17 protein-coding genes are annotated in these 20675 nt (G+C 63.8%); 14 read left to right on the plus strand and 3 right to left on the minus strand.

Features of this window, described 5'->3' with window-relative positions; genetic code table 11:
• Window position 1: 1 nt before the first annotated feature.
• Window positions 2-1933: an acetate--CoA ligase gene (acs, locus tag AC04PT_RS10180; protein WP_482873577.1), complete on the minus strand. Its 1932-nt coding sequence runs from the start codon at window positions 1931-1933 to the stop codon at window positions 2-4.
• Window positions 1934-2122: 189 nt separating this feature from the next.
• Here acs and AC04PT_RS10185 point away from each other — a divergent pair, with 189 nt between their 5' ends.
• On the plus strand, window positions 2123-2302 hold the full coding sequence (locus AC04PT_RS10185; RefSeq protein ID WP_482873578.1) for a hypothetical protein: 180 nt from the start codon (window positions 2123-2125) through the stop codon (window positions 2300-2302).
• A gap of 55 nt (window positions 2303-2357) precedes the next feature.
• Here AC04PT_RS10185 and AC04PT_RS10190 read toward each other — a convergent pair whose 3' ends face one another.
• Window positions 2358-3128: a LytTR family DNA-binding domain-containing protein gene (locus tag AC04PT_RS10190; RefSeq protein WP_482873579.1), complete on the minus strand. Its 771-nt coding sequence runs from the start codon at window positions 3126-3128 to the stop codon at window positions 2358-2360.
• Between the two features lie 439 nt (window positions 3129-3567).
• Between AC04PT_RS10190 and ileS the strand changes: the two genes are divergently transcribed.
• From ileS to AC04PT_RS10215, 5 genes are all read left to right on the plus strand, one after another.
• Window positions 3568-6558, plus strand: a complete 2991-nt coding sequence (ileS, locus tag AC04PT_RS10195) for an isoleucine--tRNA ligase (protein WP_482873580.1) — start codon at window positions 3568-3570, stop codon at window positions 6556-6558.
• Between the two features lie 26 nt (window positions 6559-6584).
• Window positions 6585-6851, plus strand: coding sequence for a hypothetical protein (locus tag AC04PT_RS10200; RefSeq protein ID WP_482873581.1), 267 nt, complete (start codon window positions 6585-6587; stop codon window positions 6849-6851).
• A gap of 204 nt (window positions 6852-7055) precedes the next feature.
• A complete protein-coding gene (locus tag AC04PT_RS10205; protein ID WP_482873582.1) occupies window positions 7056-7391 on the plus strand; it encodes a GYD domain-containing protein in 336 nt (111 codons plus the stop codon).
• Window positions 7392-7488: 97 nt separating this feature from the next.
• Window positions 7489-8352, plus strand: a complete 864-nt coding sequence (yghU, locus tag AC04PT_RS10210; RefSeq protein ID WP_482873583.1) for a glutathione-dependent disulfide-bond oxidoreductase — start codon at window positions 7489-7491, stop codon at window positions 8350-8352.
• Between the two features lie 56 nt (window positions 8353-8408).
• On the plus strand, window positions 8409-8861 hold the full coding sequence (locus AC04PT_RS10215) for a methylated-DNA--[protein]-cysteine S-methyltransferase (protein WP_482873584.1): 453 nt from the start codon (window positions 8409-8411) through the stop codon (window positions 8859-8861).
• A 53-nt stretch (window positions 8862-8914) separates the two neighbouring features.
• Here the strand turns inward: AC04PT_RS10215 and AC04PT_RS10220 are convergent, their stop codons facing one another.
• Window positions 8915-9748: a prephenate dehydratase gene (locus AC04PT_RS10220; protein WP_482873585.1), complete on the minus strand. Its 834-nt coding sequence runs from the start codon at window positions 9746-9748 to the stop codon at window positions 8915-8917.
• Window positions 9749-9867: 119 nt separating this feature from the next.
• Between AC04PT_RS10220 and AC04PT_RS10225 the strand changes: the two genes are divergently transcribed.
• From AC04PT_RS10225 to cueR, 8 genes are all read left to right on the plus strand, one after another.
• Window positions 9868-10374, plus strand: coding sequence for a c-type cytochrome (locus tag AC04PT_RS10225; RefSeq protein WP_482873586.1), 507 nt, complete (start codon window positions 9868-9870; stop codon window positions 10372-10374).
• 482 nt (window positions 10375-10856) lie between these two features.
• Window positions 10857-12800, plus strand: a complete 1944-nt coding sequence (locus tag AC04PT_RS10230; protein ID WP_482873587.1) for an extracellular solute-binding protein — start codon at window positions 10857-10859, stop codon at window positions 12798-12800.
• A 3-nt stretch (window positions 12801-12803) separates the two neighbouring features.
• Window positions 12804-13958: a microcin C ABC transporter permease YejB gene (locus AC04PT_RS10235; RefSeq protein ID WP_482873588.1), complete on the plus strand. Its 1155-nt coding sequence runs from the start codon at window positions 12804-12806 to the stop codon at window positions 13956-13958.
• A 223-nt stretch (window positions 13959-14181) separates the two neighbouring features.
• Window positions 14182-15288 (plus strand): ABC transporter permease, encoded by a 1107-nt coding sequence (locus tag AC04PT_RS10240; protein ID WP_482873589.1) that lies wholly within the window; start codon window positions 14182-14184, stop codon window positions 15286-15288.
• The gene (locus AC04PT_RS10245) at window positions 15285-16865 is read left to right on the plus strand and encodes an ABC transporter ATP-binding protein (RefSeq protein ID WP_482873590.1); all 1581 of its coding nucleotides are present in this window, start codon (window positions 15285-15287) and stop codon (window positions 16863-16865) included. The genes AC04PT_RS10240 and AC04PT_RS10245 overlap by 4 nt, the downstream gene beginning before the upstream one ends.
• Window positions 16866-17097: 232 nt before the next feature.
• Window positions 17098-17523 (plus strand): GFA family protein, encoded by a 426-nt coding sequence (locus AC04PT_RS10250; protein ID WP_482873591.1) that lies wholly within the window; start codon window positions 17098-17100, stop codon window positions 17521-17523.
• Window positions 17524-17636: 113 nt separating this feature from the next.
• Entirely contained in the window at window positions 17637-20099 is a 2463-nt protein-coding gene (locus AC04PT_RS10255; protein ID WP_482873592.1) for a heavy metal translocating P-type ATPase, read from the plus strand.
• Window positions 20096-20485: a Cu(I)-responsive transcriptional regulator gene (gene cueR, locus AC04PT_RS10260; protein WP_482873593.1), complete on the plus strand. Its 390-nt coding sequence runs from the start codon at window positions 20096-20098 to the stop codon at window positions 20483-20485. The genes AC04PT_RS10255 and cueR overlap by 4 nt, the downstream gene beginning before the upstream one ends.
• Window positions 20486-20675 lie beyond the last annotated feature (190 nt).

The raw sequence follows: 20675 nt of genomic DNA on the forward strand, positions 1-20675 counted from the left end.
CTCAGTCCCGGTTCATGCGGTTGTCGATCAGGTCGTCGACGACCGACGGATCGGCCAGCGTCGAGGTATCGCCCAGCGCGCCGTAGTCGTTCTCGGCGATCTTGCGCAGAATGCGGCGCATGATCTTGCCCGAGCGTGTCTTGGGCAGGCCCGGCGCCCACTGAATCAGGTCGGGGCTGGCGATCGGTCCGATCTCCTGCCGCACCCAGTTGCGCAACTCCTTGCGCAGGTCCTCGGACGGCTCGTCGCCGGACATCAGCGTGACATAGCAATAGATGCCCTGCCCTTTGACCTTGTGCGGATAGCCGACGACCGCCGCTTCCGATACCTTCGGATGCGCCACCAAGGCACTTTCGACCTCGGCGGTGCCCATCCGGTGGCCCGAGACGTTGATCACATCATCGACCCGCCCGGTGATCCAGTAATCGCCATCCTCGTCGCGGCGGCAGCCGTCACCCGAGAAATAGTACCCCTTGTAGTCGCTGAAATAGGTCTTCTCGAAGCGCTCGTGGTCGCCCCAGACGGTGCGCATCTGTGCCGGCCAACTGTCGGCGATGACCAGCACGCCCTCGACGCCATTGCCTTCGATCACCTCGCCGGTGGTCGGCTCCAGAACCAGCGGCTTGACGCCAAAGAACGGCTTCTGTGCCGATCCCGGTTTCAACTCATGTGCGCCGGGCAGCGGGGTCATCATGTGCCCGCCGGTTTCGGTCTGCCACCAGGTGTCGACGATCGGACATTTCCCATGGCCTACCACCTCGTTGTACCAGTTCCAGGCTTCGGGGTTGATCGGCTCGCCCACGGTGCCCAGCAGCCGCAGCGAGGACAGGTCGCATTTCTTGACGAAGTCGTCGCCCTGCCCCATCAGCGCGCGGATCGCCGTCGGCGCGGTGTAGAACTGGTTGACCTGGTGCTTGTCACAGACCTGCCAGAAGCGCGAGGCATCCGGATAGGTCGGCACGCCCTCGAACATCAGCGTGGTCGCGCCGTTGGCCAGCGGGCCATAGACGATATAGCTGTGGCCGGTCACCCAGCCCACGTCCGCCGTGCACCAGTAGATGTCGCCATCGTGGTAATCGAAGACGATCTCATGCGTCATCGCGGCATAGACAAGGTAGCCGCCCGAGCAATGCACCACGCCCTTGGGCTGGCCGGTCGACCCCGAGGTGTAGAGGATGAACAGCGGGTCCTCGGCGTTCATCTCCACAGGGGCGAAGCTGTCCGACGCCTCCGCGGCCTTGGCGTTGCAATCCACGTCGCGCGCGTCGTTCCAGGCGACATCGCCACCGGTGCGCTTGACCACAAGGCACTTCACGCTGTCGCCGCAGTTGGCCAGCGCTTTGTCCGCGTTTGCCTTCAGCGCCGTCTTGCGCCCGCCCCGCGGCGCCTCGTCCGCGGTGATTACGACCTTCGCGTCGCACCCGTTGACCCGCGCCGCCAGCGCGTCCGGCGAGAAGCCGGCGAAGACGATCGAATGGATCGCCCCGATCCGCGCACACGCCAGCATCGCATAGGCGGCTTCCGGAATCATCGGCAGGTAGATCACCACCCGGTCGCCCTTGGTCACGCCCAGATCGCTCAGGACATTGGCCATCTTGCAGGTGTTGGCATGCAGTTCGCGGTACGAAATATGCTGCGCCGCTTCCTCGGGATCGTCCGGTTCCCAGATGATCGCCGTCTGGTCGCCACGGGTCTCCAGATGCCGGTCGATGCAGTTGGCGCTGACGTTCAGAGTACCGTCGTGAAACCACTTGATGCGGATATCGCCGGGGGCAAAGCTCACGTCCTTGATCTGCGAATAGGGTTTCATCCAGTCGATGCGCTTGCCCTGCTCCGCCCAGAATCCTTCCGGATCCTTGATCGAAGCGGCGTACATCTCGTCATACGTGGCGGCGTCGACGTGATACGGGCGTGCGGATAGATCGTTGGGCATGATTCCCCCCTTTTTCTTTGAATTCCGGGGCAAAAGGCTCCTCCGCCTGCCCGGCAGATCAACGTTGCGGCAAGTTTACAGAATATTGCGCGGAAGTGACCATCCTCACGGACCGCAAAGGATTTCTTTGTAAATAAATCTACAGCCTCAGGTGAAAAGTTGTAAAATTGGGCGAATGTCCCCTTTAAAATGCCTGATATCAATGGCTTGCCGATCAGCCTGCTGCTGACCTTCGGTCATCCGCCCGGAAATCAGCACAAGGTTGCGACGCTAACACCCGGCCCGGCCGGGGTGCGACATAAGTACAGGGTCACCGCCGTCGTGACCCGCAAGCAGGGCCGGAGGCAAGCACGCGGCGTCATTCGATGATTCTGCCCCTGCGGTCCTTCCGCTGTCGATCGGTAAATCGGCCTGCCGCGGGCGCTCACTGCGTCTGGGCCGCCTCCGCGGACATGACCTGTCGGACTTCCTCGGCATGGCTCGCACTGACCGGCAGCGTGCGTCCGTCCGACAGTTCCACGAACTGCCGCCCGCCCTTTCTGTGCAGCCGCACCAAATGCGAAACCATCGCGTAATGCGAGCGGTGCAACTGTACCCCTGGCATACCTTCCAACTCGGCCATCGCATCAGACAACCGCATCAGGACCATGTGGTTGCCAAGGGTCGTCGTCACCTCGGCATAGTGATCCTGCATAGAGATCGACACGATATCGTCGCCCAGTTCTGGCGGCAGCCGCTTGTGAAACGGGGCGCGTGCCGGCGTCTGCGTGTCGGGGGCCTTCCGGCCGAAGTCGTAGAACTCGAGAATTCCCACAACCCAGCCGATCAGCGCCACCTGCGCCCAAAGCACCGGCAGCGCCTCGGCCGAAAGCAGCGGCGGCCGAAAAACGCCATGCACGAAGATCACCACCGCCGCACCTGGCAACGCGCCCAGCACGGCCCCCACACCCAGCCGCAGCAATCGCGGCAAGCCGCGCAGTATGTGGCTGCTGAGCGACGTCACCATGAATATGTGCATGAAAAGGCCGACGCCGGTAAATACGATCAGCCAGAATACCAGCCGCTCATAGAACCCCATGGACGCGTAAGTGCCGAACGGACCGGTCAACGCCAGCACCAACACGCCGATCAGGAATGCGAGAATCTTACGTTCCCACCCGACCGAACCGATAATATTCGCTAAACTTTGGCGCATCGTGATCAGTTGACCCCAGGGCATTCACGAAATCCAGCGCGAATTCACGAATTTCAAGTTTACCGGGCTTCAGATTCGGTGCCAGTTTGTCGCACCTGCCGCGATATTCTAGGGGGGCGACTTTTTTACAACGCATTTGCCGGGCCGCAAGGCCCTATGACCTAACTGCCGCGTTGGCTTGTCCGATGCGTGTTCCAAGATTGGGCCGGCCTGGATGGCGCATCGCTCCACCCTGGCCGGCCTTTCCGCGTGTCCGGATGGCCTCTGGACGCCCGTTTCCCCCACCCCTATAAGCGACCCCGACATGGCACAATTCGCGATCATCATCCGAATTATATGCCCGGCGCTCTGACAGCACGAGCCGCCGGGACAAAGGCGTCAGGCCCGCCGCGCCGCACCCACCCCGAGACCTCCAAAAAATCCGACAAGGACGCCCGACATGTGCGCCGACACGCCCGAATACAAAGACACCCTGAATCTGCCGCAGACCGATTTCCCTATGCGCGCGGGCCTGCCCAAGCGCGAGCCCGAATGGCTCGACCGCTGGCAGAAGATCGGCATCTACGACCGCCTGCGCGACAAGGGTGACGGCCGCAAACCCTTCACCCTGCACGACGGCCCGCCCTATGCCAACGGCCACCTGCACATCGGTCACGCGCTCAACAAGATCCTCAAGGACATGGTTGTCCGCAGCCAACAAATGATGGGCCGCGATGCACGCTACATCCCCGGCTGGGACTGCCACGGCCTGCCCATCGAATGGAAGATCGAAGAGCAATACCGCAAGAAGGGCAAGAACAAGGACGAGGTCGACGTCATCGACTTCCGCCAGGAATGCCGCCGCTTCGCCGCCGAATGGATCGACATCCAGCGCGAAGAGTTCAAGCGCCTCGGCGTCACCGGCAACTGGCCTGCGCCCTACCTGACCATGGACTTCCACGCCGAACGTGTCATCGCCGAGGAATTCCAGAAATTCCTGATGAACGGGACGCTCTATCAGGGCTCCAAGCCCGTCATGTGGTCGCCCATCGAACAGACCGCCCTGGCCGAGGCCGAAGTCGAATACCATGACAAGGAAAGCTTCACCGTCTGGGTCAAGTTCCGCGTCACCGACCTCGACTTTCCCGACCTGACGCTGGCCGGCGAAGAGACCGGCATCGAGGAAGGCAGCGCCATCATGGCAGCCGAGGAACAGGTGGCCCACGACCTGATCGGTGCCCAGGTGGTGATCTGGACCACCACGCCCTGGACCATCCCGTCGAACAAGGCGGTCGTCTACGGACAGGACATCACTTACGGCCTTTACGAAGTCACGGGCACGCCCGACGAATGCTGGGCCTCCGTCGGCGACCGCTTCATCCTCGCCGACAAGCTGGCCGAGGATGTCCTTGCGCGGGCGCGGCTCAACGACAGCATGTACCGGCGGGTCCGCGACGTGCCGCCGCAATTGCTGGCCGGCATGACCCTCGCCCACCCGCTGGCCGGGGCCGAGGGCGCGAACGGAGAATGGGACGACCCCCGCGATTTCCGCGCCGCCGATTTCGTCACCGACGAGGAAGGCACCGGCTTCGTCCACTGCGCGCCCTCGCACGGGATGGAGGAATACGAGCTCTACCGTGATCTGAACATGCTGGAACAGGTCATCACTTACAACGTGATGGACGACGGGTCCTTCCGGCCCGACCTGCCGTTTTTCGGCGGCAGCTACATCCTGTCGCGCAAGGGCGGCGAAGGCGACGCTAACAAGAAGATCATCGACAAGCTGGTCGAGGTCGGCGGCCTGCTGGCGCGCGGCAAGATCAAGCACTCCTACCCGCACTCATGGCGTTCCAAGGCGCCGGTGATTTACCGCAACACCCCGCAGTGGTTCGCCGCCATCGACCGCGCTGTCGGCGACGGTCAGGACACCTATGGCAAGACCATCCGCGAACGCGCCCTGACCTCGATCGATCAGCTGGTCACATGGACGCCGAAAACGGGCCGCAACCGTCTCTACAGCATGATCGAGTCGCGCCCCGACTGGGTGCTGTCGCGGCAACGTGCCTGGGGCGTGCCGCTGACCTGCTTCGTGAAGAAGGGCGCTCTGCCCACCGACGCCGACTACCTTCTGCGCAACGAAACGGTGAACGCCCGCATCCTTGAGGCGTTCGAGGCCGAAGGCGCTGACGCATGGTACAAGGCAGGCGCCAAGGAACGCTTCCTCGGCTCGGACCACAACCCCGACGACTGGGAACAGGTCTTCGACATCCTCGACGTCTGGTTCGACAGCGGCTCCACCCATGCCTTCGTGCTGCGTGACCGCGAGGACGGGTCCGAGGACGGCATTGCCGATCTCTACCTCGAAGGCACCGACCAGCACCGCGGCTGGTTCCATTCGTCGATGCTACAATCCTGTGGCACCAAAGGCCGTGCGCCCTATCGCGGCGTGCTGACCCACGGCTTCACGCTCGACGAGAAGGGCAACAAGATGTCCAAGTCGCTGGGCAATACCATCGTCCCCGACGAGGTGGTGCGCCAGTACGGTGCCGACATCCTGCGGCTCTGGGTTGCCCAGACCGACTATACCGCCGACCAGCGCATCGGGCCGGAAATCCTCAAGGGCGTGGCCGACGGCTACCGCCGGCTGCGCAACACCATGCGCTACATGCTGGGAGCGCTGGCGCACTTCGAGGAAGGCGACCGCGTCGAACCGGCGGAGATGCCCGAACTGGAACGCTGGGTGCTGCATCGCCTCGCCGAACTCGATCACATGGTCCGCAAGGGTTATGCCGAGTACAATTTCCAGGGCGTGTTCCAGCAGTTGTTCAACTTTGCCACCGTCGAACTCAGCGCCTTCTACTTCGACATCCGCAAGGACGCGCTTTACTGCGACGGCGACACGCCGCGCCGCCGCGCCGCGCGCACGGTGATGGACCTGCTGTTCCACCGGCTGACCACATGGCTGGCGCCGGTGCTGGTCTTCACTATGGAGGAGGTCTGGCTGGAACGCTTCCCCGGCGAAGACAGTTCGGTCCACCTGACCGACATCCCCGACACGCCGGCCGACTGGCTGGACGAACCGCTTGCGGCGAAATGGGCGATGGTGCGCCGCGCCCGCCGGGTGGTGACGGCCGCACTCGAGGTGCAGCGCACCGATAAGGTGATCGGCGCCTCGCTGGAAGCCGCGCCGGTGGTCCACGTGCGCGACGACGAGATGCTCAAGGCGCTGAAGTCCGTCAGCTTCGACGACATCTGCATCACCTCGGGCATGTACCTCACGGCGGATCCGGTGCCCGGCGAAGCCTTCCGCCTGCCCGAGGTCGAAGGCGTGGGCGTGGTGTTCGAAAAGGCCGAGGGCGAGAAGTGCCAGCGCTGCTGGAAGATCCTCCCCGACGTCGGCACCCACGCGCACCCGGCCACCTGCAAGCGGTGCGACGCGGCGCTGAGCTAGCAAGTCTTTAGACACAAGGAATGAACATGTCACGAGTAGATGAAGCCTACGCCAAAGCTCAACGCGCCATTTCAGACATCAAGTCGGCGGTTAGAACCGTGCTGGAAGAAGGCCCCGAGGATGGTCTTAGAAATGTCGATATTGGGAAGACGCTCGGGATTTATGCCGGTCACGTTGAACATGTCGGCCACATTTCACGCACAGTGCTCTCTATGTTGGAAGCCGAAGGCGTCGTCGAACAAGATGAACAGGAAAAACGCTGGAAATTGGTATCGCTTCACACGAGATCGTAACCCGGCCACCTGCAAGCGTTGCAACACGGCGCTGGGTTGACGACCGGCTGACGAAATGCGCGCGGGCGGGGATTTTTCCCGCCCGCTGTGCTATGCTCCCCGCGCGGAGGGGGATGTTCCGGTGCCGTTCGTCGGCCCGTCATTTTTCATGTCGTTCCATTTTCAGCCCTTCCTCCCGCGATTGTCATTCAGGGAGATTTCGCAATGCCTTTCTACATGTTCCAAGGCCGTTATTCGGCCGATTCCATCAAGCACATGGTCGACAATCCGCAGGACCGCGAGGCCGAGGCCCGCAAGCTGATCGAGGCCATGGGCGGCAAGCTGCACCACCTATTCTTCTGCTTCGGACGCGAGGACGTGGTCGCGCTGCTCGAGGCTCCGGATGACCAGACCGCGGCCGCCACCGTGATGGCGGTGGGTGCGACCGGGGCGATGTCCGGCGGAGCGACGACCAAGCTGCTGACGGCACAAGAGGCCAAGTCCGCCATGCAGAAGGCACAGGACGCCGGCAAGAGCGGCTACCGTGCCGCGAATGCCTGATGTGACGCCGCGCACATCCCCTGTGCGGCGCTAAACGGGTTGGCATTGGCCACAGGCGCCTTAAGTAGGCCGGAAAGGCAAAAGGAGCCCTTCCGCAATGTCCGACCCCACCTACACCCCGCCCGCCGTCTGGACGTGGGACGCCGAGAATGGCGGCGAATTCGCCTCCACCAACCGTCCCATCGCTGGTGCCACCCACGACAAGGAACTGCCCGTGGGCGAACATCCGTACCAGCTTTATTCGCTGGCCACGCCGAACGGGGTGAAGGTCAACATCATGTTCGAAGAGCTGCTCGAGGCGGGCCATGACGCCGAGTACGACGCCTGGCTCATTCGCATCGGCGACGGCGACCAGTTCGGTTCGGGCTTCGTGGACATCAACCCGAATTCCAAGATCCCCGCGCTCATGGACCGTTCCGGCGACAAACTCGTCCGCGTGTTTGAATCCGGCGCCATCCTGATGCATCTGGCCGAGAAATTCGGGGCCTTCCAGACCGCCCCCGAACATCGCGCGGAAATGTTGTCCTGGCTGATGTGGCAGATGGGCAGCGCCCCCTTCCTCGGCGGCGGCTTCGGCCATTTCTACAACTACGCGCCCGAGAAGTACGAATACCCGATCAACCGCTACGCCATGGAAAGCAAGCGGCAACTGGACGTGCTCGACCGCCACCTGGCTGAAAACGACTGGATGGCCGGAGACACCTATACCATCGCCGACATGGCGATCTGGCCGTGGTACGGACAGCTTGTGCTGGGCCGCCTCTATGATGCTGCCGAATTCCTGGACGTCGAAAGCTACACCCACGTGGTGGAATGGGCCAAGCGGATCGACGCACGGCCCGCCGTTCAGCGCGGCCGCATGGTCAACCGCACCGGCGGCGACCCCGCCATGCAACTGCACGAACGTCACTCGGCCCGCGACTTCGAGACCCTGACCCAGGACAAGCTCAAGGTCGCCTGAGACCAGAACGCAGGATCCGGATTGCGCCCCTGTCCCGCAGGGGCCAATCTGTGTCCATGCCGGAACGCAGCCTCGATACCCCTTTGGGCCGCCTGACCCTGCGCCAGACCGGCGACGCGATCAGCGCGCTGGAATGGCGTGACGGCGGGCATGACACCTCCCCTTTGCTCGACGAGGCGGCGGCGCAACTTGCGGGCTATTTCAGCGGCTCTCGCAAAGGCTTCGATCTGCCCCTCGCGCCTGACGGCAGCGACCTCGTCAAACGCGCCTGCGCAGCCATGCAGTGCATTCCCTTCGGCGAGACCCGGACCTACGGCGATCTGGCCAAAGAACTGGGCGCGTCGGCACAGGCCATCGGTCAGGCCTGCGGCGCAAACCCGATCCCGGTGCTGATCCCCTGCCACCGCATTCTCGGCGCGCAGAAACTTGGCGGCTATTCCGGCGCGGGTGGCGTCGAAACCAAAATCTGGCTGCTTCGTCACGAGGGCGCCGCCGGCCTGCTGATCTGACGGTGCCAAATCCGTCAACGGATTTGTCAAAATCCGTCGATGGATTTTGCCCCTCAGTCCCGCCGAGGATCGCGTGGATAAGTTCCGAGGATTTCCAACATGTCGGTGAAGTAGTCCAACTCCTCCAGCGCCCGCTGCACGTCCGCGTCGTCCGGATGCCCCTCGATGTCCGCATAGAATTGCGTCGCCGTGAACGACCCGCCTACCATGTAGCTTTCCAGCTTGGTCATGTTGACGCCGTTGGTGGCAAAGCCGCCCATCGCCTTGTAAAGCGCCGCCGGAATGTTGCGCACCTGAAAGACGAAGGTGGTCAGCATCCCGTGATCGCCGCGCCGGCGCATGTCCGGCTCGCGTCCCATCAGCAGGAACCGCGTGGTGTTGTGGGCGTGATCCTCGATATGCCGCGCAAGGATGTGCAACCCGTGGATCTCGGCCGCGAGGTCCGAGGCCAGCACCCCCGAGCGCCGGTCGCCGCTCGCCGCCAGTTCCGCCGCCGCGCCGGCGCTGTCCGCCGCCGCCTCGCCGCGAATGCCGTAGCGCTTCAGGAAGTCGGCGCATTGCGGCAAAAGTACCTGGTGGGCGCGCACGGTGTCGATTTCCTCGATCTGCACGCCGTCGTGCGCCATCAGGCTGACATGGACCCGCACAAAGGCCTCTCCCACGATCCGCAGCCCACTGGCCGGCAGCAGCCGGTGAATGTCGGCCACGCGGCCGTAGGTGGTGTTCTCGACCGGCAGCATCGCCAGTTCCGCCTGGCCCGAGCGTACAGCAGCGATCGCCTCTTCGAAGGAGTGGCACGGCAGGGGGTCCATGTCCGGTCTCGCGTCGCGGCAGGCCTCGTCGCTGTAGGCCCCCGGTTCGCCCTGAAACGCGATACGTGCTGTCATGATGTTTTTCCGTAATTTCGGCCCCGCCCGGGCGTTTCGTCGCGGTTTCTATACCTTGCGACAGCCCGGGGAAAGACGTAAGACCCCGCCCAAGGACCGGACGTAAGGAACTGCGTGACATGGATACAATGACCTCGACCAAGATTCTGGGCGGCTTCTGCGGAGCTTTCCTGATCTTCCTTCTCGGCAAGTGGGCCGGCGAACTGATCTATCACGGCGGCGGCCATGGCGATGCCGAACAGGCCTATGTGATCGATACCGGCGAGGCCGAAGGTGGCGAAGAAGAGGCCGGCGTGCCCTTCGAAGAGCTGCTGGCCGCGGCCGATCCCGCCAAGGGCGAACGCGTCTGGGGCAAGTGCCGCGCCTGTCACAAGGTCGAGGACGGCGTCAACGGCACCGGCCCGCACCTCTACGGCGTCGTTGGCCGCGAGGTCGGCTCGGTCGACGGTTTCGGCTATTCCGGTGCGCTGGTTGCGGTGGCCGACGTCTGGACGCCCGAGAACCTCAGCGGCTTCCTCGCGGATCCCAAGGGCTACGCGCCCGGCACCAAGATGTCCTTCGCAGGTCTCAAGAAGGCCGAGGACCGCGCCGACTTGATCGCGTGGCTCGACAGCATCGACGGCTGATTCCGTCGCTTTGCGAATTACAAGGCCGCTGCACCCCGGTGCGGCGGCCTTATTTCATTGGAATGCTGGCCCGTCCGCCCCCTGCAAGGACTCCGGGACACACCCAGCGGATTAACGGCGGCGAAGCCGCCCCGCATTGCCGGGCCGCTCCAAGGCACGGCGATATCGTCGATGGACGCCTGAACATCTCATGGTCTACCGCAACCACAGCCATCAAGTGGCTCCCATTGAAATAGGTTCGCCACACCTCGGCCCGGCGATGCGTGGCTCAGCGTGCAGTTCTACCCGCCCGAGCATTCACCCTCGGCCGACAGGCCCATCGCTCCGCCCGCCTCACTCAATACGCTTTTCCCTTGCCCCGCCGCAACTTCACCTACATTCACGAAGTATCGACTTGATTGCCCCCTTCGCAGCGCCTTAGCGTACGAAGCCGACAGAGCAGGATGCCGGCCCGCGCTCACGGGCCCGAGAGGAGCGACCACATGACCAGAGATCTTCTGATTCCGCGCACCGGGTTCAACTTCACGCGCCGCGGCGCGCTGGGCCTGTTGGGCGCCTCGGCGTTGGGCGCCGCGCTGCCGGGCACGCGGGTGATTGGCCAGACCGCGGAGGGCGATGAAACCATCATCAGCCACGGTTACTCGTTCTACGGCGACTTGAAGTATCCCAAGGATTTCCCGCATTTCGACTACGTGAACCCCGATGCGCCGAAAGGCGGGCAGATCTCGCTGTCCTCACGTGGCACCTTCGACGGGTTCAACCGCTGGGCGTGGCGCGGCAACGCCGAAAGCAATTCCAGCGTCGTGGCCGAGGCGATGTTCGGCGAGATGCCGTGGGGCGGCGGGCTGCCGGCGGATTCGATCACCGACAGCTACAACCTGATCGCGCGCGAGGTCGAATACCCGAAGAACAAGACCTGGTGCGTCTTCCACATGCGTGACGACGTCACTTTCCGCAATGGCGAACCCCTGCGCGCCCAGGACGCGGCCTTCACCCACAACCTGTTTCTCGAACAGGGCATCCGCTCCTACGCCCGCGCCGTCAAGGAACGCATAACCGGGGTCGAGGTGATCGACGACCTCACTGTCCGCTACACCTTCGCCGACGACATCTCGCGCCGCTCGCTGATCTCTCAGGTCGGCGGCACGCCGATCTTCTCCGAGGAATGGTACAAGGAAACCGGCGAACGCCTTGACGAGCCCTCGGTGCAGTCGCCCATGGCCTCGGGCCCCTACCAGGTCGGCGATTACGAGTTCAACCGCTACGTGGTCTACGAACGCAACCCCAACTACTGGGGCTGGGACCACCCCGCAAACATCGGCCGCTTCAACTTCGACCGCGTGCGGATCGAGTATTTCGCCGACGACGCCGCCGAGTTCGAGGCGTTCAAGGCCGGCGTCTACACCTTCCGCACGGAAGGCTCGACCAAGCGCTGGGCCACCGGCTACGACTTCCCGGCGCTCAACAACGGCTACGTGGTGAAGGAAGAGATCCCCGATGGCACCGCGCCGAACAATTCAGGCATCATCTTCAACACCCTGCGCGCGCCGCTCGACAACCGCAACATCCGCCACGCGCTGTCGCTGGCCTTCAACTTCGAATGGGTCCGCGAGTCGCTGCAATTCGGCCTGACCACGCAGCGCAAGTCATTTGTCGAGGGACAGGAATGGGAAGCCGTCGGCGTGCCCGAGGGCAAGGAACTGGCGCTGCTGGAATCCCTTGGCGACCTCGTGCCGCCCGAGATGCTGACCGAGGAACCGGTCATGCCCCACACCTCAAACCCCGCCAGCCCCAACGACCGCCGCAACCAGCGCAAGGCCATGAAGCTGCTGGCCGACGAAGGCTACACGGTCAACGATTCCGGCCGCATGGTCGATGCCGAGGGCAAGCCGTTCACGCTCGATTTCCTGGTGCTCTCCAGCTGGGACGACACCCGCAAGGCGATCATCGAAACCTACGCACAGACGCTCGACGCCTGGGGTATCTCGGTCACCGCCGACGCGGTGGACAGCGCGCAGGGCCAGCAGCGCTTCCTCGACAAGGATTACGACCTGATCCACACCCGTTACCTGACCTTCGCCGCCGCTGGCACCGGGCTGAACCAGTTGTTCGGGTCGGAAACCGCCGAAGTTTCGTCTTACAACGGGGCCGCCCTGCGCAGCCCGCTGGTGGATGAAATCATTCAGGCCGCGCTCGACACCGACAACCGCGAGGACGAGATCGCCGCGCTGAAGGCACTCGACCGGGCGCTCAGGTACGAACGCATCGTCACCCACGACGGCTTTGTCCCCGAATACTGGGTCGCCTACTACGACATGTTCGAACGTCCCGAGACCCTGCCCCCCTATGCCTTGGGCGTACTAGATTTCTGGTGGTTCAACGACGAGAAATTCGCCGATCTGAAAGCCAAGGGCGCGCTGAAGTAACCCATGGGCGCGTATATCCTCCGACGGCTGCTGCTGATCATTCCCACGCTGCTGGGGATCATGCTGATCAACTTCGCGCTGACGCAATTCGTCCCCGGCGGGCCGGTCGAGCAGATGATCGCCCGCGTACAGGGCGAGGGCGACGTCTTCGGCGGTTTCTCCGGCGGTGGCGAGGACGTGGGCGAAGAGACCTTCGGCTCCGACAGCGCCTATGTCGGCGCGCGTGGGCTGGACAAGGGCTTCATCGAACAGCTCGAGGTGGACTTCGGCTTCGCCCGCATCGTCTGCGAACCGGGCTTCGAGGGCGAACCGGATCTCGATGTCGAAGGCTGCGTGAAACAGCCCATAGGCATGATCGAACGCTTCGGCATCATGATGGGCAACTACCTGCGGCTCGACTTCGGCGAAAGCTACTTCCGCTCGATCGGGGTGATGGAACTGGTGCTTGAAAAGATGCCGGTGTCGATCACGCTGGGCCTCTGGTCAACGCTGATCGCCTATATCGTCTCGATCCCGCTGGGCATCCGCAAGGCCGTGCATGACGGATCGAAGTTCGACACATGGACGAGCGGTATCATCATCGTCGCTTACGCCATCCCCGGCTTCCTTTTTGCGATCCTGTTGCTGGTCCTTTTCGCGGGCGGCTCCTACTGGCAGATATTCCCGCTCAGGGGGCTGACCTCCGACAACTTCGAGAACCTCAGTCTCGGCGGCAAGATCGTCGATTACTTCTGGCACATCACCCTGCCGGTGCTGGCCTCGACGATCTCGGCCTTCGCCACGCTGACGCTGCTCACCAAGAACAGCTTCATGGACGAGATCAAGAAGCAATACGTCATCACCGCCCGCGCCAAGGGCCTGTCAGAGCGCAAGGTCCTTTACGGCCACATCTTCCGCAACGCCATGCTGATCGTGATCGCGGGTTTTCCTGCAGTGTTCATCGGCGTGTTCTTCGGCGGTTCGATCATCATCGAGACCATCTTCTCGCTCGACGGTCTCGGCCGTCTGGGGTTCGAGGCCGCCGTGGCCCGCGATTACCCGGTGATCTTCGGCACGCTCTTCGTCTTTGGCCTGCTGGGGCTGGTCGTCGGCATCCTGTCCGACCTGATGTACGTCTTCGTCGACCCCCGCATCGACTTCGAAAAGCGGGAGGGCTGACCATGCACTCAATCGCAACATCAGGCGCGCATGCGCCCTGCCCGACCTCGGGAGGGCCTATCAGCTACATGAGGCAAATGCTTCGCAGTAACCCCACCTGCACCAAATGTGACATATGTCGGAATCTGCCCTCCCGGGGGGGAGGTCGGGCAGGGCGCATGCGCGCCGGGCGGTTCTCAGCTACTTTTGTCTCGCGAATAGCTACCGGCGGGAGGCTCTAACCATGACCCTCTCCCCCATCAACAAACGCCGCTGGCGCAACTTCAAGGCCAACCGCCGCGCGCTGTGGAGCCTGATCATCTTCCTGATCCTCTTCGGCCTCGCCATGTTCGCCGAGTTCCTCGCCAACGACAAACCGATCCTCGTCAAATACCGCGGCGAGTTCTTCACCCCGGTCTTCAACTTCTATCCCGAAACCGCGTTCGGCGGCGACTTCCGGACCGAGGCCGTCTACCGCGATGTCGAGGTCAAATGCCTGATCCGCTCCGGCGGGCTCGAGGAATGCTGGGACGACCCCGAAGGCCTGATCGAACGCATCGACACCGGCGACACCCCCTCGGGCGATTTCGTCGAAGGCTGGGCGCTCTGGCCGCCCATCCCCTACAGCTACGACACGCCCGTCGACCGCTCCGGCGCCGCCCCCCTGCCCCCGAACGAGCAGAACCTCCTGGGCACCGACGACACCAAGCGTGACGTGCTGGCCCGCATCATCTACGGCTTCCGCCTGTCGATCCTTTTCACCCTGATCGTGACCGTGCTGGCAAGCGTCATCGGCATCATCGCCGGCGCGCTGCAAGGCTACTTCGGCGGCTGGCTCGATCTCATCTTCCAGCGCATCATCGAGATCTGGAGCTCGACCCCCAGCCTCTACATCATCATCATCCTCTTCGCGATCCTCGGGCGAAGTTTCTGGCTGCTGGTCTTCCTCATGGTGCTGTTCGGCTGGACCGCCCTCGTCGGCGTCGTCCGCGCCGAATTCCTGCGCGCTAGAAACCTCGAATACGTCCGCGCCGCCAAGGCGCTCGGTGTCTCCAACACCACCATCATGTTCCGCCACATGCTGCCCAACGCCATGGTCGCCACCGTCACCTTCCTGCCCTTCATCGTCACCGGCACCATCAGCCAGCTCGCCGGCCTCGACTTCCTCGGCTTCGGCCTGCCCTCGTCGTCGCCCTCGCTGGGCGAACTGACCCTGCAGGCCAAGCAGAACCTGCAAGCGCCGTGGCTGGGCTTCACCGCCTTCACCGTATTCGCCGTCATGCTCTCGCTGCTCGTCTTCATTTTCGAGGGCGTCCGGGATGCCTTCGACCCGAGGAAGACCTTCCAATGAGCCTGCTTCGCGTGAAGAACCTGAACGTCTCGTTCCGTCAGGACGGCCAGACTACCCGCGCCGTCAAGGGCGTGTCCTTCGAGGTTGCCAAGGGCGAAACCGTGGCGCTGGTCGGCGAATCCGGGTCCGGCAAATCGGTGACGGCATTGTCCACCGTCTCGCTCCTCGGCGGCTCGGCCGAAGTCGACGGCTCGGTCAAGTACAACGGGACCGAGATGATCGGCGCCTCCGACAAGCTCCTGCGCGACGTCCGCGGCAACGACATCTCGTTCATCTTTCAGGAGCCGATGACCTCGCTCAATCCGCTGCACACGCTGGAAAAGCAGTTGAGCGAGTCGATGGAGCTGCACCAGAACGTCAAGGGCGACGAGGCCCGCCGCCGCATCATCGACCTGCTCAACAAGGTCGGCATCCGCGACCCCGAGGATCGCCTCACCGCTTACCCCCACCAGCTTTCCGGCGGCCAGCGCCAGCGCGTCATGATCGCCATGGCGCTGGCCAACGGCCCTGACCTCTTGATCGCGGACGAACCCACAACCGCGCTCGACGTCACCATTCAGGCGCAAATCCTCGACCTTCTGGCCGATCTCAAGGAGGCTGAAAACCTCTCCCTTCTGTTCATCACCCACGACCTCGGCATCGTCCGCCGCATCGCCGACCGCGTCTGCGTGATGAAGGACGGCGAGATCGTCGAAACCGGCAGGACCGAGGAAATCTTCGCCAACCCGCGCCATCCCTACACCCAAAAGCTGCTCGCCGCCGAAAGCACCGGCCAGCCCGACCCGGTAGAGCCGAGCGCCCCCGTCGTGGCCGAGGCGAAAAACCTCAAGATCTGGTTCCCGATCCAGAAGGGCCTGCTGAAGCGCACCGTCGGCCACGTCAAGGCGGTCAACGACGCCAATTTCAAGGTCCGCGCTGGCGAGACCATCGGTCTGGTGGGCGAATCCGGCTCTGGTAAGACCACGCTGGCGCTGGCGATGATGCGGCTGATCCCGTCCGAGGGGCAGATCACCTTCGACGGTCGCGACCTGCGCGGACTGAACACCCGCAACCTGCGCAAGCTGCGCTCGGAGATGCAGATCGTCTTTCAGGATCCCTACGGCTCGCTGTCCCCCCGCATGTCCTGCGCCGAAATCATCGCCGAAGGCCTGGGCGTTCACGGCGACCGCGGCGACAAGCGTCCCAGACGCGAGAAGGTGGCAGAGGTGATGGAGGAGGTGGGCCTCAACCCCGCGATGATGGACCGATATCCGCACGAATTCTCGGGCGGTCAACGCCAGCGCATCGCCATTGCCCGCGCGATGATCCTGCGGCCCAAGCTTGTCGTGCTGGACGAACCGACCTCCGCGCTCGACATGACGGTGCAGGTGCAGATCGTCGACCTGCTGCGCGCATTGCAGCGCAAATACGACCTCGCCTACCTGTTCATCAGTCACGACCTCAAGGTCGTTCGCGCCATGTCGCACCACGTCATGGTAATGAAACAGGGCGACGTGATCGAGGCCGGCCCCGCCGACCAGATCTTCAACGCCCCCCAGACCGCCTACGCCCGCACCCTGCTGGCCGCGGTGGCCTGACGCCGTTGCGCGCACGCCGTTTCGGCGGGCTAAAGTCGCAGCGAGGCAGGCCGGGATCCAACCGGTGGACCCCAGTGTGGCGCGTCACGACACGCCGCAATGTCCGAGTGATGACAGCACTGAGCCCAAATTGGACCTGAGCTGCGACGTTTTTTGCTGATGAAACGTCCAAAAGTCTCCATCTCAAGAGCCGCCTGCGTCCTATGTTTCCCGAGGTTTGGAGGAAAATAGGATGGCGACGCGTGGAAACTGCTTGTGTAGAAAAACACGCTGGGTCTACCAAGGTGATCAATTAAGGGCATGTTACTGTCACTGCGATGACTGCCGTCGGAATTGTGCCGCGCCGGTGGTTGCGTGGTTCGGTGTGCCGATGGAACGCTTTAGGTGGACCGGTGACAAACCCCGTATTTATGAAAGTTCCAAAGGCGTTGTCAGGCACTTTTGCGGGGCGTGCGGGTCACCCATGGGATTCGAAGCCGATCACTATCCGGGTCGTATGCACCTTTATGCTGCGTCGCTCGAAAACCCGGAAGATTTCAAACCGACTTTTCACGTCAACAAGCAGAGCAAGTTGCCATGGCTGCAATTGACTGATGATCTCGACGCGTTCGAAGGCACATTGCTTAACGCCCCCAAAGACCCAGACGGATATCAGTAGAAGGGGAAGTCACCCTAATTTCCAAATGACGGCTCTTGTCCCCACAGCATATGAGCACCTCTCACCATTAAACCCTTGACCTTCCCGTGACGGGAACCCTTATCTGTTGGATCATGACAGATAACACACCCCGGACCTTCACGGTCGAGATCGACAACATGAGCTGCGGATCATGCGCCACACGGATCGACACCGCCCTTTCCGGTGTCCCGGGCCTGACCGACGTCAGCGTCAACCTCGCCGATCAAAGCGCTCGTGCGACCACCGCCGACCCTGCCGCCCGGACCGCCGCGCTCGAGGCGCTCGACAAGGTTGGCTATGGCCCCCGCAACCACCGCGTCAAGCTGGAGATTGACGGCATGAGTTGCGCCTCCTGCGTGGCCTCCGTGGAATCCGCGCTTTTGAAAACCCCTGGCGTCACCTCCGCCCGCGTCAACCTCGCATCTGGCGAAGCGCAGGTCGACACCCGCCTGCGCGACCCCGAGGCCCTCATCGAAGCGGTCGCCAGCACTGGCAAAACCGCGCGGCTCAAGGACGCCAGCAAGCCCGCCGAGGACCGGCAAGGCCAAGAGGCCACCCGCCAGCGCCGCCGGTTCCGGACCGCTGCCCTGCTGACCCTTCCGGTCTTCCTGATGGAAATGGGCGGCCATGCCTACCCTCCCATCCACCATGCCATCAATGCCACCATCGGCCAGACCGCAAGCTGGCTGATCCAGTTCGTCCTGACCGCGCTCGTGCTCGTGATCCCCGGCCGCGAGATCATGACACTGGGCTACAAGGGCCTGCTGCGCCGCGCGCCCGACATGAACGCGCTGGTGGCATTGGGCGTCACTGCCGCCTTCCTCTATTCCTCGCTGGCCCTGTTCCTGCCCGGTCTCCTTCCCGAAGCGTCCCGTGCCGTCTATTTCGAGGCCGCCGCCGTCATCGTCACCCTGATCCTGCTCGGCCGCACGCTGGAAGCGCGCGCCAAGGGCCGCACCGGCGCCGCAATCCGACGGCTGATGACGCTGGCACCCGACACCGCCTTTGTCGAACGTGATGGCAAGGTCTCCGAGGTCCCGGTGGCCGAAATCACCCGCGGCGACTGCATCCACGTCCGCCCCGGGGGCCGCATCGCCGTCGATGGCCGCGTCACTTCGGGGCAGTCGTGGATTGACGAAAGCATGGTCACCGGCGAGCCGGTCCCCGTTGCCAAGGAGAAGGGCGATGACGTCACCGCAGGCACCGTCAACGGCACCGGCGCACTTGTCTTCCGCGCCACCGCGGTGGGCGGCGACACCGTGCTGGCACAGATCATCGCCATGGTCGAAAGCGCCCAGTCCGCCCGCCTGCCGGTCCAGACCCTCGTCAACCGCATCACGGCCTGGTTTGTGCCCGTAGTGATGGTTGTCGCCGCCCTGACCGCCCTCGCATGGCTGATCTTCGGACCCACGATGAGCCATGCCCTCGTCGCCGGCGTCTCCGTGCTCATCATCGCCTGCCCCTGCGCCATGGGCCTCGCCACGCCGACCTCCGTCATGGTCGGCACCGGCCGCGCCGCCGAAATGGGTGTGCTGTTCCGCAAGGGCGATGCGCTGCAATCGCTGCAAGGGGTGCGCACAGTGGCCTTCGACAAGACCGGCACCCTGACCCAGGGCAAGCCTGCCCTCACCGACATCGTGACGACGGGCGACGAGGCCACACTCCTCCGCCTTGCCGCCGCCGCCGAGGCGCAATCCGAACACCCCCTCGCCCGTGCCATCGTCGCCGCAGCAGAGGCGCGCGGTCTGGAACTGCCCGAGGCGCAGGACTTCGGCACAACCACCGGCAAGGGCCTCGCCGCCACGGTCGAGGGTCACCGCATCCTGATCGGGTCCGCCAGCTACATGGCCTCCGAAGGCATCGAGACCCCGCCGACCGACACCCTCGCCGCTCAGGGCAAGACCACCATCCACCTCGCCCTTGATGGCAGGGCCGAGGCCGTCTTCGCCATCGCCGATCCGGTCAAGGACGGCACCCGCGAAGCGCTCAAAGACCTTCATGACATGGGCCTGAAGGTCGCCATGATCACCGGCGACGCCGAAACCACGGCCCGTGCCATCGCCGCCGATCTGGGCATCGACGAAGTCCGCGCCGGCGTGCTGCCCGACGGCAAGGTCGCGGCGCTGTCGGACCTGCCCGGTCCGGTTGCCTTCGTCGGCGACGGCATCAACGATGCGCCCGCGCTGGCTCATGCCGATGTCGGCATCGCCATCGGCACCGGCACCGACGTGGCGATCGAGGCCGCCGACGTGGTGCTGATGTCCGGCGACCTGCGCGCCGTGACCGACGCGCTGCGCGTGTCGCGCATGACCCTGCGCAACATCCGCCAGAACCTCGGCTGGGCCTTCGGCTACAACGTGCTGCTGATTCCCGTCGCCGCCGGCGTGCTGGCGATCTTCGGCGGGCCGATGCTGTCGCCGCCGCTGGCCGCTGGCGCCATGGCACTGTCGAGCCTTTTCGTGCTTTCGAACGCGCTGCGCCTGCGCTGGATCGGCCGAAAGACATCCCGCCCAGCCCACACGACACCACACCGGACCAAAGAGGCCATCGCATGAACATCGGCGAAGTATCCGACCGCGCGGACCTGCCCGCCAAGACCATCCGCTATTACGAGGAAATCGGACTGGTCAAACCGCTGCGCAACGCCAACGGTTACCGCGCCTTCCGCGAATCGGACGTGCACAAGCTGGCCTTCCTCGGCCGTGCCCGCGCGCTCGGCTTCTCGATCGAGGACTGCCGCGCCCTGCTGGCGCTCTGGGGCGACAAGCAGCGCGCCTCCGCCGATGTCCGCAAGATCGCGCGCGGCCATCTGGACGAAATCGACCGCAAGATCGCCGACCTCACCCGTATGCGCGAAACCCTCTCGGACCTGGTCGAGCATTGCGCAGGCGACGACCGCCCCGACTGTCCCATCCTCGAAGAGCTTTCGGCCGAGGATTGATAAGACTCGCAGCGTCCGTGCAGGCCGACAGGCTGGGGCGAGGAGCCCGGAGTTTTCTTAAACGAGTGGCGGACGACGCGCCGCCACCAATGGTCGGCCCGTCTAAAGGGCTGGCTTGACATACCCGAGAGATTCAGTCAGGTTATTCGCAAGACCCAGCCATCCAGACTTGGAAAGCCCGGTTTCCCAC

The organism is Litorisediminivivens sp. KMU-197, from assembly GCF_056858395.1.

What these genes read in the sequence shown, in the direction of transcription:
- acs (WP_482873577.1), bottom strand. Translation starts at nt 1,933, where the DNA reads ATGCCCAACGATCTATCCGCACGCCCGTATCACGTCGACGCCGCCACG.
- AC04PT_RS10185 (WP_482873578.1), top strand. Translation starts at nt 2,123, where the DNA reads ATGCCTGATATCAATGGCTTGCCGATCAGCCTGCTGCTGACCTTCGGT.
- AC04PT_RS10190 (WP_482873579.1), bottom strand. Translation starts at nt 3,128, where the DNA reads ATGCGCCAAAGTTTAGCGAATATTATCGGTTCGGTCGGGTGGGAACGT.
- ileS (WP_482873580.1), top strand. Translation starts at nt 3,568, where the DNA reads ATGTGCGCCGACACGCCCGAATACAAAGACACCCTGAATCTGCCGCAG.
- AC04PT_RS10200 (WP_482873581.1), top strand. Translation starts at nt 6,585, where the DNA reads ATGTCACGAGTAGATGAAGCCTACGCCAAAGCTCAACGCGCCATTTCA.
- AC04PT_RS10205 (WP_482873582.1), top strand. Translation starts at nt 7,056, where the DNA reads ATGCCTTTCTACATGTTCCAAGGCCGTTATTCGGCCGATTCCATCAAG.
- yghU (WP_482873583.1), top strand. Translation starts at nt 7,489, where the DNA reads ATGTCCGACCCCACCTACACCCCGCCCGCCGTCTGGACGTGGGACGCC.
- AC04PT_RS10215 (WP_482873584.1), top strand. Translation starts at nt 8,409, where the DNA reads ATGCCGGAACGCAGCCTCGATACCCCTTTGGGCCGCCTGACCCTGCGC.
- AC04PT_RS10220 (WP_482873585.1), bottom strand. Translation starts at nt 9,748, where the DNA reads ATGACAGCACGTATCGCGTTTCAGGGCGAACCGGGGGCCTACAGCGAC.
- AC04PT_RS10225 (WP_482873586.1), top strand. Translation starts at nt 9,868, where the DNA reads ATGGATACAATGACCTCGACCAAGATTCTGGGCGGCTTCTGCGGAGCT.
- AC04PT_RS10230 (WP_482873587.1), top strand. Translation starts at nt 10,857, where the DNA reads ATGACCAGAGATCTTCTGATTCCGCGCACCGGGTTCAACTTCACGCGC.
- AC04PT_RS10235 (WP_482873588.1), top strand. Translation starts at nt 12,804, where the DNA reads ATGGGCGCGTATATCCTCCGACGGCTGCTGCTGATCATTCCCACGCTG.
- AC04PT_RS10240 (WP_482873589.1), top strand. Translation starts at nt 14,182, where the DNA reads ATGACCCTCTCCCCCATCAACAAACGCCGCTGGCGCAACTTCAAGGCC.
- AC04PT_RS10245 (WP_482873590.1), top strand. Translation starts at nt 15,285, where the DNA reads ATGAGCCTGCTTCGCGTGAAGAACCTGAACGTCTCGTTCCGTCAGGAC.
- AC04PT_RS10250 (WP_482873591.1), top strand. Translation starts at nt 17,098, where the DNA reads ATGGCGACGCGTGGAAACTGCTTGTGTAGAAAAACACGCTGGGTCTAC.
- AC04PT_RS10255 (WP_482873592.1), top strand. Translation starts at nt 17,637, where the DNA reads ATGACAGATAACACACCCCGGACCTTCACGGTCGAGATCGACAACATG.
- cueR (WP_482873593.1), top strand. Translation starts at nt 20,096, where the DNA reads ATGAACATCGGCGAAGTATCCGACCGCGCGGACCTGCCCGCCAAGACC.